This is a genomic window from Gordonibacter pamelaeae (assembly GCF_003340385.1).
Lineage (GTDB): Bacteria > Actinomycetota > Coriobacteriia > Coriobacteriales > Eggerthellaceae > Gordonibacter > Gordonibacter pamelaeae.
The window spans coordinates 243,089-255,990 of the sequence record NZ_PPTS01000003.1 but is presented as its reverse complement, the minus strand read 5'-3'; the positions used below and the strand labels follow the sequence as shown (position 1 = coordinate 255,990).

Annotated in this window: 8 protein-coding genes; 3 read left to right on the top strand and 5 right to left on the bottom strand. The window is 68.0% G+C overall.

The genetic code is table 11. The features are described from left to right. Positions 1–11: 11 nt before the first annotated feature. Positions 12–1,718, bottom strand: a complete 1,707-nt coding sequence (locus C1877_RS06160) for a SpaH/EbpB family LPXTG-anchored major pilin (RefSeq protein ID WP_114568686.1) — start codon at positions 1,716–1,718, stop codon at positions 12–14. Positions 1,719–2,105: 387 nt separating this feature from the next. Then, positions 2,106–3,590, bottom strand: a complete 1,485-nt coding sequence (locus C1877_RS06155) for an aldehyde dehydrogenase family protein (protein WP_015538684.1) — start codon at positions 3,588–3,590, stop codon at positions 2,106–2,108. 334 nt (positions 3,591–3,924) lie between these two features. Between C1877_RS06155 and dapF the strand changes: the two genes are divergently transcribed. Next, positions 3,925–4,809: a diaminopimelate epimerase gene (gene dapF / locus C1877_RS06150; RefSeq protein ID WP_114568685.1), complete on the top strand. Its 885-nt coding sequence runs from the start codon at positions 3,925–3,927 to the stop codon at positions 4,807–4,809. Positions 4,810–4,831: 22 nt separating this feature from the next. After that, positions 4,832–5,992 (top strand): LL-diaminopimelate aminotransferase, encoded by a 1,161-nt coding sequence (locus C1877_RS06145; protein WP_015538685.1) that lies wholly within the window; start codon positions 4,832–4,834, stop codon positions 5,990–5,992. A 249-nt stretch (positions 5,993–6,241) separates the two neighbouring features. Here C1877_RS06145 and C1877_RS06140 read toward each other — a convergent pair whose 3' ends face one another. After that, entirely contained in the window at positions 6,242–8,332 is a 2,091-nt protein-coding gene (locus tag C1877_RS06140) for a glutamine synthetase III family protein (RefSeq protein ID WP_015538686.1), read from the bottom strand. 260 nt (positions 8,333–8,592) lie between these two features. Between C1877_RS06140 and C1877_RS06135 the strand changes: the two genes are divergently transcribed. Beyond that, a complete protein-coding gene (locus tag C1877_RS06135) occupies positions 8,593–10,194 on the top strand; it encodes a CTP synthase (RefSeq protein WP_015538687.1) in 1,602 nt (533 codons plus the stop codon). Positions 10,195–10,655: 461 nt separating this feature from the next. Here C1877_RS06135 and C1877_RS06130 read toward each other — a convergent pair whose 3' ends face one another. Continuing rightward, positions 10,656–11,384, bottom strand: a complete 729-nt coding sequence (locus C1877_RS06130) for a GltB/FmdC/FwdC-like GXGXG domain-containing protein (protein ID WP_173014825.1) — start codon at positions 11,382–11,384, stop codon at positions 10,656–10,658. An 11-nt stretch (positions 11,385–11,395) separates the two neighbouring features. Further along, entirely contained in the window at positions 11,396–12,901 is a 1,506-nt protein-coding gene (locus tag C1877_RS06125) for a glutamate synthase-related protein (protein ID WP_114568684.1), read from the bottom strand. Between the last annotated feature and the right edge of the window lies 1 nt (position 12,902).

Genomic DNA, 12,902 nt, shown 5'->3' with positions numbered 1-12,902 from the left:
AGCCCCGTTGCCTACCGGCCGGACGGGCCGTGCTTGCCGCCCTTGCGCGACCGCGCGAAGCTGGCCACGGCGAAGGCGACTAAGGCGGCGCCGGCCACGAGGAAGGCGACCGCACCCATCCCGCCGGTGTTCGGCAGCGCGAAGTTGCCGCCGCCCTCCTGGCCGTTCATGGTGTTGACCACGGACAGCGGGCCGTCCACGACCGTCGAGGAAACCGTGGCGTCGGCCGTGGCCTTCGCTATCCTCAGCGTCACCTTCTGGGGCGCCTGGAGGATGCGGTAGCCGTCGGGCGCGTCCGTCTCGACGAGCCACAGCTCGACCGTCTGGGGCGCGCCGAGGTTCGCGCGCGCCGCCGCCACCGCGTCGCCGATGCCCGTGTAGGCGGCACCGCCCGAGGTGAGGGCCCGGGCGCTCAAACCGGAGAACACCGCCGTGCCGTCGGCCAGGCTCGACGTCGCCGTAAGGTCCGCCGACGTCGACCCGTTCTTGATGAACGTGCCCGCGACAGCGTCGGCGTAGGAGGCGGCCAGCTTGAACGTGGCCGAGTCGGACGTGACGGGATTGCCGTCGGCGTCCACCTTCGTCAGTTTGAAGCCCATGGTGGTGACGGCCGGGGTGACGCTCTCCTTGCCGTCGATCATCACCGTGCCGTCCGAGTCGCTGACGGTGGCGACGGCGGTGTTCGCGATGGAAGGTTGCCCTGTGGCGTCGATGCCGCCGTTGTAGGCGTTGTCGTTCACCGTCGCCGTGATCCCCAGGAGCACTTTCACGACCTGCCCGTCCACATTGGAGGCGTTCGTGCTGTTGATACCCTCGATAGCCTTCGCGATTTCCGGTCCGAACGTCCACGTGACCAGCCCATCGGAGGCCGAGGTGTCGCTGAAGACGATATCGCCCGCATTGAGCGCGGTCGTGTCGCCTCCCTTGGAGAGCGCGGTCACGGTGAAAGAGGGGTTGACGGTGAGGACGGGCTGCCCCGCCGCATTGAGCGGCAGGCGGTCGACCACCGTGGCCTTCATGGCGGCCGCGTCGCTCGCATGCACCTTGCCCGCCTCGGGTACCATGAACGCTATCTGGTACTCGAGCTTCTCACCGGGGGCGGTGACGTCGGGTGCGCCGATGGCGGTCTTCTCGACTTCCTCGCGGCTCACGTTCTTCGGATAGACGTGCACGTCCTTGGCGTAGGACGTGGATCCGCCCATCGCCTGGCGCGCGTACGGCACCGTCACGATGGAGGGAACGGCCGGGTCCACGTTCGCCCCGCCCGCGTCCGTCTCCACGAGCAGGTAGTAGCCGAACGCCAGGCTGGCCCAAGTGGCCGTGCCGTCGGGGTCCGTCGTCTGCACGTTGGGGGCGAACCCGTTATCGCGGTAGGTCGCCAAGAACGCCGCGACGTCGTCGGCCGTCGGAGCGCCGGCCGGGGCGGCCGTCCCAGCCACGGCGCCTTCCACCTTGGCGTTGTCCAGCCGGTAGAGGGTGAAGCTCACGCCCTCGAGCGGCTGGGCGCCCACGGGAAGCCCCTGGCCGTTCTCGCCCGTGCCCGGCGTGCTGGATGCCGACTGGGTCTTGTATTTGTGAACCGTGATCGAGGCGCTGCCGTCGTCGGCCAAGCCGCCCGCGTCGAGGGCGAGCGCCGAAACCGCTCCCATAGGAGCCATCAGCGCGAGGGCGACGAGGGCCGCGAGCGCGCCCGACAGCCTTTTGAGCATGGATGCCATGTACGTACCTTTCTCTCTATTCCGTCGTAGCCCCGCCGGATGAGTGTGTGCGGGCTTGCTTGGCGCGCATGGTCCAGGCCGGGGATATCCGCCGCTGCACGAGGTGGCGCAGGGCTCGACCGGCGTTTCGCCGGTTGCGATGCAGCAACCATACTGCGGAAACGCCGAGCGCCGCGCACTCCGTTGCCGAACGTTTGAGGTTCCGACACCGGGCGATTGCCCAACGCGAATCCCGGCTCGAAAGCGCCTCGTCGGATCTGGAGGCCGCGCTGGCAAGAGGACCTGCGAGGGGGGGCTCGCGTCGCCGCGCGGAGTGGAAGGGGAGAAAAGAAAAAGCGAGCGGCATCGCTGCCGCCCGCTTCGCCAATCCGAGTTGTCAGTCCGCCGCTACTTCTCGGGATAGAAGCCGCTCGGCTCCTCGCCGAGGTTGATCATGATGTTCTTCGTCTGGGTGTAGTGCTCGAGCATGATCTTGTGCGTCTCGCGGCCGATGCCGGACTCCTTGTAGCCGCCGAACGGCGCGCCCGAGGGGATCTGGTTGTAGGTGTTCACCCACATGCGGCCGGTGCGCACGCCTTGCGCCACGCGGAACGCGCGGTTGATGTCGCGGGTCCACACGGCGCCGCCCAGGCCGTAGACCGAGTCGTTGGCCATATCGATGACCTCCTGCTCGTCCTTGAACTTGATGACCACGGCCACGGGCCCGAAGATCTCCTCCTGCGCCACGCGGCACGAGTTGCTCGGCACCTCGATGAGCGTCGGCTTGAGGAACGCGCCGCGGGCCAGGTCGCCCTCGGTGGCGCGCTCGCCGCCGCAGAGGACGCGGCCGCCCTCCTGCTTGGCGATCTCCACGTACTCGAGGATCTTGTTCATCTGGCCTTGGTCGATCTGGCTGCCCATCTGGGTGTCGTCCTCCCACGGCATGCCGATCTTCACGTTGCCGAACGCGCGGCAGGCGTCCTCGACGAACTTGTCGTAGATGTCCTCGTGCACGAAGATGCGGCTGCCGGCGCAGCACACCTGGCCCTGGTTGAACAATATGCCCAGCTGGATGCCGTCCAGCATCATGTCCCACTTGCAGTCGGGGAAGATGATGTTCGCGGACTTGCCGCCCAGCTCCAGCGTAGCCGGGATGAGGCGCTCGGCCGCCGCGCGGGCCACGTCGCGGCCCACCTCGGTCGATCCGGTGAACGCGAGCTTGCTGATCTTGGGGTTGTCGAGGATGTACTGGCCCGACTTGCTGCCGCGGCCCGTGACCACGTTGAACACGCCGGCCGGGATGACGTCCTGGGTGAGCTTGGCCAGCTCCAGCACTGTGAGCGAGGTGGTGGACGAGGGCTTGAACACGGTGCAGTCGCCGGCGGCCAGCACCGGGGCCAGCTTCCAGGCGGCCATGAGGAACGGGAAGTTCCACGGCACGATCTGCCCCACCACGCCGATGGGCTCGTGCAGCACGAGCGACATCATGTTGCCGGGCAGCATATCGGCCTCGCCCGTGTCGGCCAGAAGCACGCCGGCGAAGTAGCGGAAGTGGTCGACGGAGTACGCCACGTCGATGGCGCGCGTCTCGCGGATGGGCTTGCCGTTGTCGAGCGACTCGAGCAGCGCCAGCTTCTCGGCGTTGGCCTCGATGATGTCGGCAACCTTGTTCAGGATGATGGCGCGTTCGGCCTTGTCGGTCTTGCCCCAGGTCTCGAACGCCTTCCACGCCGCATCGACCGCGCGGTCGACGTCTTCTTTGGTGGCGTCGGCGATGGTGGACAGCTGCTCGCCGTTGGCCGGGCAGAACACGTCGAGCGTGCCCCCGTCCGACGCGTCGACCCACTGGCCGTCGATGTAGAGCTGGTAGGATTTCTGTGCGGGGTTCTCCATTGCGCGCATCCTTTCGTCCGGCGGCGTCGCGCCGCCCTTCCCAACCGGGCGATCTCGAAGGATCGCCGAGCCCAGCATAGCGTGCTGCCCGCACGCGTGTCAGTCGGCGTTTTGTGGAAAGCCGTCAACGGTCGGGAAACGCTGCCGATCAGGTAGCATATCTGGGCGAAAAGCCGGGAAACAGGGGCGGGCAGGCGGAACCGGATGGCTGGCAGGCGGAGCATGCAGAATCGCCGATATGCGGGGCAGCGTAAACATCGCGTTAAATCCAGGCGCGTACGCGGCGATCCGGGGCTACCATGGCGGGAACGGCCCGGGATCGGAAGGAGCGCGCATGCGGCAGGGGCTCGAGTTCGTCAAGATGCACGGCCTGGGGAACGACTTCGTCATGATCGACGGGCTCGCGCGGGACGTCGAGCTCGCGTCCGGGGAGGTGGAACGCCTCTGCGACCGCCATTTCGGCATCGGCGCCGACGGCGTGATCGTGGTGCGGCCGTCCGCGCGTCCCGAATGCGCGGCCTACATGCACTACGTCAACGCCGACGGCACGCTCGCGCAGATGTGCGGCAACGGGGTGCGCTGCTTCGCGAAGTTCCTGGTCGATCGGGGGTATGTGCCCGCAGAGGACCGAAGGCTGACAGCCGACACGCTGGCCGGGCCCCGGCCCATCACGTTTACGGTGGACGGCACGGGGAAGATGACGCGCGCGACCGTGGACATGGGACGCCCCGTGCTCGACCCGGCGCAGGTGCCGGTGAGCGCCGAGCCCGACGCGACCGCCCCCTTCGGCGATCCGTACGCAGGCGCGCTCGAGCTGGATTCGCCGTGGGGCGCGTTCGCGTTCTGCTGCGTGTCCATGGGCAACCCGCACGCGGTGTGCTTCCTGGACGGGACCGGCCTCGACGAGTTTGACGTGGACGCGGTCGGGGCGTTCTTCGAGTCGCATCCCGCCTTCCCCGAGAAGACCAACGTGGAGTTCGCCGTCGTGGGCCCGCATGGCATCGCGATGCGCGTGTTCGAGCGCGGCTGCGGCGAGACGCTGGCCTGCGGGACGGGCGCGTGCGCGACGGCCGTGGCCGCCTGCCTCACCGGCCGCGCGGGCCGCGAGACCGACGTGCTGCTGCGCGGCGGGACGCTGCACGTTGCCTGGGCCGACGACGGCCATGTGATGATGACGGGGCCCGCCGCCGAAAGCTTCGCGGGCACCGTGAACGTGTGACAACAGAGAGGAAGAAGGGCCCATGAGAACCGCCGCATTCCTGAACCGCATGCCCCCGTACCTGTTCGCCCAGATAGACGCCAAGCGCGACGCGCTCGAGGCGCAGGGCGTCGACGTCATCTCGCTCGGCATCGGCGACCCGGACACGCCCACGCCGCCGCACATCGTCGACGCCATGGCCGAGGCCATCCGCAACCCCGCGAACCACCGCTACCCCGACTACGCCGGCTCGCGCGCGTACCGCACGGCGTGCGCCGACTGGATGCGCAGCCGCTTCGGCGTGGAGGTGGACCCCGCCACCGAGGTGCTCGCGCTCATCGGCAGCAAGGAGGGCATCGCGCACCTGCACACGGCTTATCTGGACCCGGGCGACTGGGTGCTCGCGCCGTCCATCGGCTACCCGGTGTACTCCGGCGGGGCCCTGATGCAGAACGCGAACACCTACTTCATGCCCATGCGCGAGGAGGACGGCTTCCTGGCCGACTTCTCGCAGGTGCCCGCCGACGTGCTGGACGCGGCGAAGATCATGTTCCTGGGCTACCCCAACAACCCCACCGGCGCCTGCGCCGCCGAAGCGTACTTCGACGCCGCCATCGCGTTCTGCCTCGAGCACGACCTGCTGCTCGCGCACGACAACGCCTACTGCGACATCTGCTTCGACGGCTACCGCGCGCCCTCCATCCTGGAGCGGCCGCATGCCAAGGAGTGCTGCATCGAGTTCTTCAGCCTGTCGAAGTCCTACAACATGACCGGCTGGCGCATCGCCTTCGCCTGCGGCAACCCTGAGGCGGTGGGGGCGCTCGGCACGGTGAAGAACAACCTGGACTCCGGCCAGTTCACGGCCGTCCAGGACGCGGCCATCGCGGCGCTCTCCGGCGACCAGCAGTGCGTGGCCGACCTCTGCGCGCTCTACCAACACCGGCGCGACGTGGTGGTGGAGGCCCTGCGCGCCATCGGCCTGGAATGCAACACTCCGAAGGCCACCATCTACGTGTGGGCGAAGGTGCCGGCCGGCGAGACGAGCGCGTCGTTCGCCACGAAGCTTTTGGAGCAGGCGCACGTCATCGTGACGCCGGGCAGCGGCTACGGCCCGGACGGCGAGGGCTACATCCGCATCTCGCTCACCACTCCCGACGACCGCCTGCTGGAAGCCGCGCGCCGCATCAAGGAGGCCATGGCGTAAGGGGGCACCGCCGCAAGCTGTCGGATCAAAGAAGAAACCGGGTGCCACGTGGGGCATCCGGTTTCTTTTTACTTCATTCGCCCAGGTTGGCGTAGTAAGTCAGCGAGAAAGGCCCTGGTGCCCGAGATTGCCCCATTTCGCGGCTGAGCGTACTTCGGTACGCGAAGGCAAGCGAAAGAGGGGCAAGATCGGGTTCCAGGGCCTTTCGCAGCGTCGAGCAGTTCCGGCGGCTGGCAAGCCGCCGGAACGTTATACGTAGAAGAGCATATCGTTGTAGGTGGGCACCGGCCAGTGGTCGCGGTCGACGACCACCTCGACGGCGTCCACGGCGACGCGCAGCTTGTCCATGATGGGCAGGATATGGTGCGCGTTGTCGTTCGCGCGCCGTTGCTGATCGGCCATCTCGATGTTGGCGTGGTGGGCGGCGTCGAGCACCTGCAGCTGCGCGTCGATCTCGCGCACGCCGGCCAGCAGCTTCTCCAGCAGCCTCTCCTGCTGGCCCGTGTCGGCTCCGGCGCTCGCGGCCTTCACCGCAGTGATATGGCCGGCCACCTTGGCGGCGTAGGCGTTGATGGCGGGCAGGTAGGCGCGGCGCACCATGCGCTTCATCGTGCGCGCCTCGATGTTGACGAGCTTGTTGTACTTCTCCAGCTTCACCTCGTAGCGGCTGCGCACCTCGGGCTCGGAGAGCACGCCGAACTCCTCGAACAGCGCGACGCTCTCGGGCGCCACGAGGCACGGCAGCGCGTCGGCGGTGGTGCGGTGGTTGGCCAGGCCCCGGCGCTCCGCCTCGGCCGGCCACTCGTCGGAGTAGCCGTTGCCGTTGAAGATGATGCGCTGGTGCTCGACCAGGGTTTCCTTGACGTACGCGATGGCGGCCGCCTCGAACTCCTCCCCTGCCTTCCCCTCCATCGCGTCGGCGAAGCCCTTGAGGCTCTTCGCCATCGCGGTGTTGAGGATCATGTTGCAGTCGGACAGGTTCACGGCGGAGCCCGGCATGCGGAACTCGAACTTGTTGCCCGTGAACGCGAACGGTGAGGTGCGGTTGCGGTCGGTGTTGTCCTTCAGGAAGTTCGGCAGCACGGCCACGCCCAGGTCCATGGCAACCTTGTCGGCCGAGGTGTAGGCGTGGCCGTCGATGAGCGCGTCCACGATGGCCCCCAGCTCGTCTCCCAGGAAGATGGAGATGATGGCCGGCGGGGCCTCGTTCGCGCCCAAGCGGTGGTCGTTGCCGGCCGAGGCCACCGACATGCGCAGCAGCTCCTGGTAGTCGTCGACCGCCTGGATGACGCCCGTGAGGAACACGAGGAAGCGCAGGTTGTCCATGGGCGTCTCGCCCGGGTCGAGCAGGTTGGTCTTGCCGGCCGAGATGGACCAGTTGTTGTGCTTGCCCGAGCCGTTGATGCCCTCGAAGGGCTTCTCGTGCTGCAGGCACACCAGGCCGTGATGCGATGCCAGCAGGCGCATCTTCTCCATCGTGAGCAGGTTCTCGTCGATGGCGCGGTTGCTGTTGGTGAAGATGGGCGCCAGCTCGTGCTGGGCGGGGGCCACCTCGTTGTGCTTGGTCTTGGCGGACACGCCGATCTTCCACAGCTCGTCGTCGAGCTCCTTCATGAACTCGTTCACCGACGGGCGGATGGCGCCGAAGTAGTGCTCCTCCAGCTCCTGGCCCTTGCACGGCGGGTAGCCGAACAGGGTGCGGCCGCACATGATGAGGTCTTGGCGCTTGGCGTAGTCCTTCTCGGAGATGAGGAAGTACTCCTGCTCCGACCCCACGGTGGTGGTCACCCGGGCCGGGGCCTCACCGAACAGCGCCAGCACGCGCTTGGCCTGCTCGTCGATGGCGCTCATGGAGCGCAAAAGCGGCGTCTTCTTGTCGAGCGCCTCGCCGGTGTAGCTGCAGAACGCGGTGGGGATGCACAGCACCTCGTCCTTGATGAAGGCGAAGCTGGTGGGGTCCCACGCCGTGTAGCCGCGGGCCTCGAAGGTGGCGCGCAGGCCGCCCGAGGGGAACGACGACGCGTCGGGCTCGCCCTGGATCAGCTCCTTGCCCGAGAAGCTCATGATGGCGCGGCCGTCGGGGCAGGGGTCGATGAAGCTGTCGTGCTTCTCCGACGTGATGCCCGAGAGCGGCTGGAACCAGTGCGTGAAGTGGGTCGCCCCCTTCTCGATGGCCCACTCCTTCATGGCGTGCGCCACGACGTTCGCCACCTCTCTGTCGAGCGGCTGGCCTTCCTCGATGGTCTTGCGCAGGCTCTTGTAGGTGGCGGACGGAAGCCGCTCCTGCATCGTGTGCTCGTTGAACACCATCGAGCCGTAGATCTCCGAAACCTTCGCCATGTCGCGCGCTCCTTACTCGTCGGCGCCGGTCGCCGTTCGCCGGCCCATCCTGTTCTCACTTCCCCCCTCACGCTACCGGCCTCGTGTTTCGAGCAGTTTTCCACTCGGTAAACTCGTGTTACATCGAGCCGCGCGCCGACGGGCGCAAAGGGCGCCTGTGTTTCAAGCAGGTGAAATCATGGGGCGCGGCAGGCGGCGGGCGGCGGCGTCGCCTACAATCGAAAGACGTTTGGAGGACGCCTTTGAACGTGAGGAGAGCTATGGCAAAGCACATTTTCGTGACCGGCGGCGTCGTTTCGTCGCTCGGCAAGGGCATCACCGCGGCATCGCTCGGACACCTGCTGAAGGCGCGCGGCTACCGCGTGACCATGCAGAAGATGGACCCCTACCTCAACGTGGACCCCGGCACCATGAGCCCCTTCCAGCACGGCGAGGTGTTCGTGACCGAGGACGGCCACGAGGGCGACCTGGACCTCGGGCATTACGAGCGCTTCATCGACGAGAACCTCTCGCGCGAGTCCAACTTCACGCAGGGCTCCATCTACCGCTCGCTCATCGCGCGTGAGCGGCGCGGCGACTTCCTGGGCGGCACGGTGCAGGTGATCCCGCACGTCACCGAGGCCATCAAGGAGCGCCTGCGCCGCATCGCCGAGCAGTCGGGCGCCGACATCGTCATCTCCGAGATAGGCGGCACCATCGGCGACATCGAGTCGCTGCCCTTCATCGAGGCCGCGCGCCAGTTCAAGAAGGAGCACCCCGCCGGCGACGTGCTGTTCGCGCACGTGACGCTAGTGCCCTACATCACCGCCGCCCACGAGGCGAAGACGAAGCCCACGCAGCACTCGGTGAAGGAGCTGCGGTCGCTGGGCGTGCAGCCCGACTTCATCGTGTGCCGCAGCGACCACGAGGTGACCGACCCCGTGCGCGAGAAGATCGCGCTGTTCTGCGACGTGCGACCGGAGGAAGTGCTGGCCTGCGTGGACGCGCCGTCCATCTACGAGGTGCCGCTCGTGCTGCACGACCAGCGCTTCGACGAGCTGGTGCTCGCCCGGTTGGGGCTCGAGCCGCGCGAGGCCGACCTCGGGCCGCTGCGCTCGTTCGTCGCGGCCGCGAACGCTTGCGAGGGCGAGGTGCGCATCGCCGTGGTGGGCAAGTACGTGAGCCTGCCCGACGCGTACCTGTCCGTGATGGAGGCGCTCGGCCATGCGGGCGTGGCGCACGGCCGCCACGTGGACATGCGCTTGGTGGACGGCGAGGAGATCGACGAGGGGAACGTGGCCGAGGCGCTGGCCGACACGGACGGCATCCTCGTGCCCGGCGGCTTCGGGGAGCGCGCCTTCGAGGGCAAGATTGCCGCCGTTCGCTACGCGCGCGAGAACGGCGTGCCGTTTCTGGGCATCTGCCTGGGGCTCCAGGCCGCCGTGTGCGAGTTCGCGCGCCACGTGGCCGGCATGCCGGACGCGACGTCCGCCGAGTTCGGCGCCGAAGCCGCCTATCCCGTGATCGACCTCATGCCCGAGCAGGAGGACGTGGAGGACAAGGGCGGCACCATGCGCCTGGGCGCGTACCCCTGCCGCGTGCTGCCGGGGACGCGGGCCTTCGAGGCCTACGGCGAAGAGGTGGTCTACGAGCGGCATCGCCACCGCTACGAGGTGAACAACGCGTTCCGCGACGCGCTGCAGGAGGCGGGGCTCACGGTGTCGGGCGTGTCTCCCGACGGCCGGCTCGTCGAGATGGTGGAGCTGGCGGATCATCCCTGGTTCGTGGCCAGCCAGGGCCACCCCGAGTTCAAGAGCCGCCCCACCCGCCCCCACCCGCTGTTCTTGGGATTCGTCAGCGCTGCCGTCTCCCGACGAGGATGAGGAAATGCCATCACATAGACGGAGCAGGATGATGAAGGGACGTTCTCTCAGCAGGACGCGTCAAAGACGGTTCTCTTGGCAGTCCCCTTGCCGATTCCCTTTCCAACGGAGGGCAGTTTCGCAAAAGGCCGGGCTCGAAGTCACAGTTTTGGCCGCTGTGAAGCCTTTTTGCGCTCTGCGGGCCGTCTGAGCGCCTGAGCAGCGACCGGGACAAGTCGTTCGGCCAGGTGACGCAGAGCGGTTCGCCGTCGGGTGTCGCAGCAAGGCTTCACAGCGGCCAAAACTGTGACTTGGAACGATCCGAAAGCGAAGAGCCCTCGACGCAGGCAACCGCCTGACGCCGTCCCTCCCCCTTAGCACAAAGAATCCCGTGCAGCGGCTGGAAACCTCGCGGCTGGCGCCTCACGGGATTCTTCGGCTTCGCCCTTCGCCGCTTCCCACGGGATGACGAAGGGGTCTTATCAGTTGGCGTACATGCTGGCGTAGGGGCGGGCGGTGGCGGGGCGCAGGCGGAAGAAGCCCTCGCCGGTGGCGTCGACGGGCGCGCCGAGGTCGGCGGCGAAGAAGCCGTTGTAGCGTTCGAGCAGGCTGCGGATGAGGGCGCGGTCGGCTTCGTCCACCGGTTCCTGCACCAGGCCCTCCGACACCTCGTCATCGGCGATGCGGTGCTTGAGGTAGATCACGCCGCCGTGCATGCCGGTGGCCAGGTGGCGCCCCGGCTTGCCCAAGAGCACGATGACGCCGCCCGCCAGGTACTCGCCGAGGAAGCTGCCTGCGTCGCCGCCGATGACGATGGCGGGGCGCTTGTCCTCGAACTGCTTCATATGGATGCCCACGCGCCAGCCGCAACCGTCGCGCACGAAGATCTGCCCGCCGCGCATACCGTAGCCCGCCGCGTCGCCGCAGCGCCCATGCACCACGATGCAGCCGCCGTCCATGGTGTTGCCCACCTGGTCCTGAGCGTTGCCGAACACCTCGATGCGGCCGCCGTCCAAATAGCACGCCAGGTCGTTGCCGGGCACGCCGTGGATCTCGAGCGTCTTGCCCGTCGGCATCGCGCAGCCCAGGTAGCGCTGGGCGAACGCCTCGCGCACCACCACCGTGTCGGCGCGCAGCAAAGCGTCGCGCACCGTCTCGTTCGCCTCGGTGAAATGCTCGGTGCCGAGCGTCACGGAAACCCTCTTCCCCATCATCGTCCCCCTCACTCTCCCGCGTGCTTCACGCCGAGGATCTCGAGCTCTTTCTCGGTGAGCCCGATCCCGCGCAGCATGAGGCGGTTGCCCCGCAGGCTGTCGATGGCGTTGATGCCCATGCCGCCCATCATCTCCTGGATCTCATGGTTCCATGCGCGCACGAGGTTGACCACGCGCTCGGCCGCCACCTCGGGGTTGAGGCGCTTGGTCAGCTCCGGGCGCTGCGTGGCGATGCCCCAGTTGCACCGTCCGCTCGCGCAGTCCTGGCACTGGTGGCACCCCATCGCGATGAGCGCGGCGCTCGCGCAGTACACGGCGTCGGCCCCCAGCGCCACCGCGCGCACCACGTCCGCCGAGTTGCGGACGGACCCGCCCGCCACGAGGCTCACCCTCGAGCGGATGCCCTCGTCGTGCAGGCGCTTGTCCACGGAGGCCAGCGCGAGCTCGAGGGGAATGCCCACGTTGTCGCGGATGCGCGCGGGGGCCGCCCCCGTGCCGCCGCGGAAGCCGTCGACCACGACGACGTCCGCTCCGGCGCGCGCCGCGCCGCTGGCGATGGCCGCGACGTTGTGCACGGCGGCGATCTTCACGGCCACGGGCTTGGCGTAGCGCGTGGCCTCCTTGAGGGAGAACACGAGCTGGCGCAGGTCCTCGATGGAGTAGATGTCGTGGTGAGGCGCGGGCGAGATGGCGTCGGTGCCGCGCGGGATCATGCGGGTCCGCGACACCTCCTCGCCGATCTTCTCGCCAGGCAGGTGCCCGCCGATGCCGGGCTTGGCGCCCTGGCCTATCTTGATCTCGATCATGGCGCCGGCGTTCAGGTAATGCGCGTCCACGCCGAAGCGGCCGCTGGCCACCTGCACCACGGCGTGCCCCCCGTAGCGCTCGAGGTCCTTGTGCAGGCCGCCCTCGCCGGTGTTGAAGCACGTGCCCAGCTCCTCGGCCGCCATGGCGAGCGCCTTCTGAGCGTTGAGCGAGATGGAGCCGAAGCTCATGGCCGAGAACATGAGGGGCACGTCCAGCTTTATCTGCGGCGGCATCTTCGTCGTCACCGTGCGGGCCCGCTCGTCCACCTCGAGAACATCGGGCCGGCTGCCCAGCAGCACGCGCGTCTCCATGGGCTCGCGCAAGGGGTCGATGGAGGGGTTCGTCACCTGGCTCGCGTTCAGCAGCAAGCGGTCCCAGTAGATCGGGTAGGGCTGCGGGTTGCCCATCGAGGACAGCAGCACCGCGCCGGTCTGCGCCTGCTTGGCGACGTCCTGCATGGCGGCGAGCGTCCAGTTGTTCGAGCCGTTGCCAACCTGCGGCCACTGCGCGATGGCCAGCGCGCCGACAGGGCACATGATCACGCAGCGCTGGCAGTTCACGCACGCGCGGTGGTCGGCGGTGACGCGGCCGAGCTCCTCGTCGACCTTGTGCACCTCGTTGGCGCACGAGCGCTCGCACGCGCCGCACTGGACGCACAGTTCGGCGTCGCGCAGCACCTTGTAGCGGGGTAGCAGGTAATCGAGCATG

What these genes read in the sequence shown, in the direction of transcription:
- C1877_RS06160 (WP_114568686.1), bottom strand. Translation starts at nt 1,718, where the DNA reads ATGGCATCCATGCTCAAAAGGCTGTCGGGCGCGCTCGCGGCCCTCGTC.
- C1877_RS06155 (WP_015538684.1), bottom strand. Translation starts at nt 3,590, where the DNA reads ATGGAGAACCCCGCACAGAAATCCTACCAGCTCTACATCGACGGCCAG.
- dapF (WP_114568685.1), top strand. Translation starts at nt 3,925, where the DNA reads ATGCGGCAGGGGCTCGAGTTCGTCAAGATGCACGGCCTGGGGAACGAC.
- C1877_RS06145 (WP_015538685.1), top strand. Translation starts at nt 4,832, where the DNA reads ATGAGAACCGCCGCATTCCTGAACCGCATGCCCCCGTACCTGTTCGCC.
- C1877_RS06140 (WP_015538686.1), bottom strand. Translation starts at nt 8,332, where the DNA reads ATGGCGAAGGTTTCGGAGATCTACGGCTCGATGGTGTTCAACGAGCAC.
- C1877_RS06135 (WP_015538687.1), top strand. Translation starts at nt 8,593, where the DNA reads ATGGCAAAGCACATTTTCGTGACCGGCGGCGTCGTTTCGTCGCTCGGC.
- C1877_RS06130 (WP_173014825.1), bottom strand. Translation starts at nt 11,384, where the DNA reads ATGGGGAAGAGGGTTTCCGTGACGCTCGGCACCGAGCATTTCACCGAG.
- C1877_RS06125 (WP_114568684.1), bottom strand. Translation starts at nt 12,901, where the DNA reads ATGCTCGATTACCTGCTACCCCGCTACAAGGTGCTGCGCGACGCCGAA.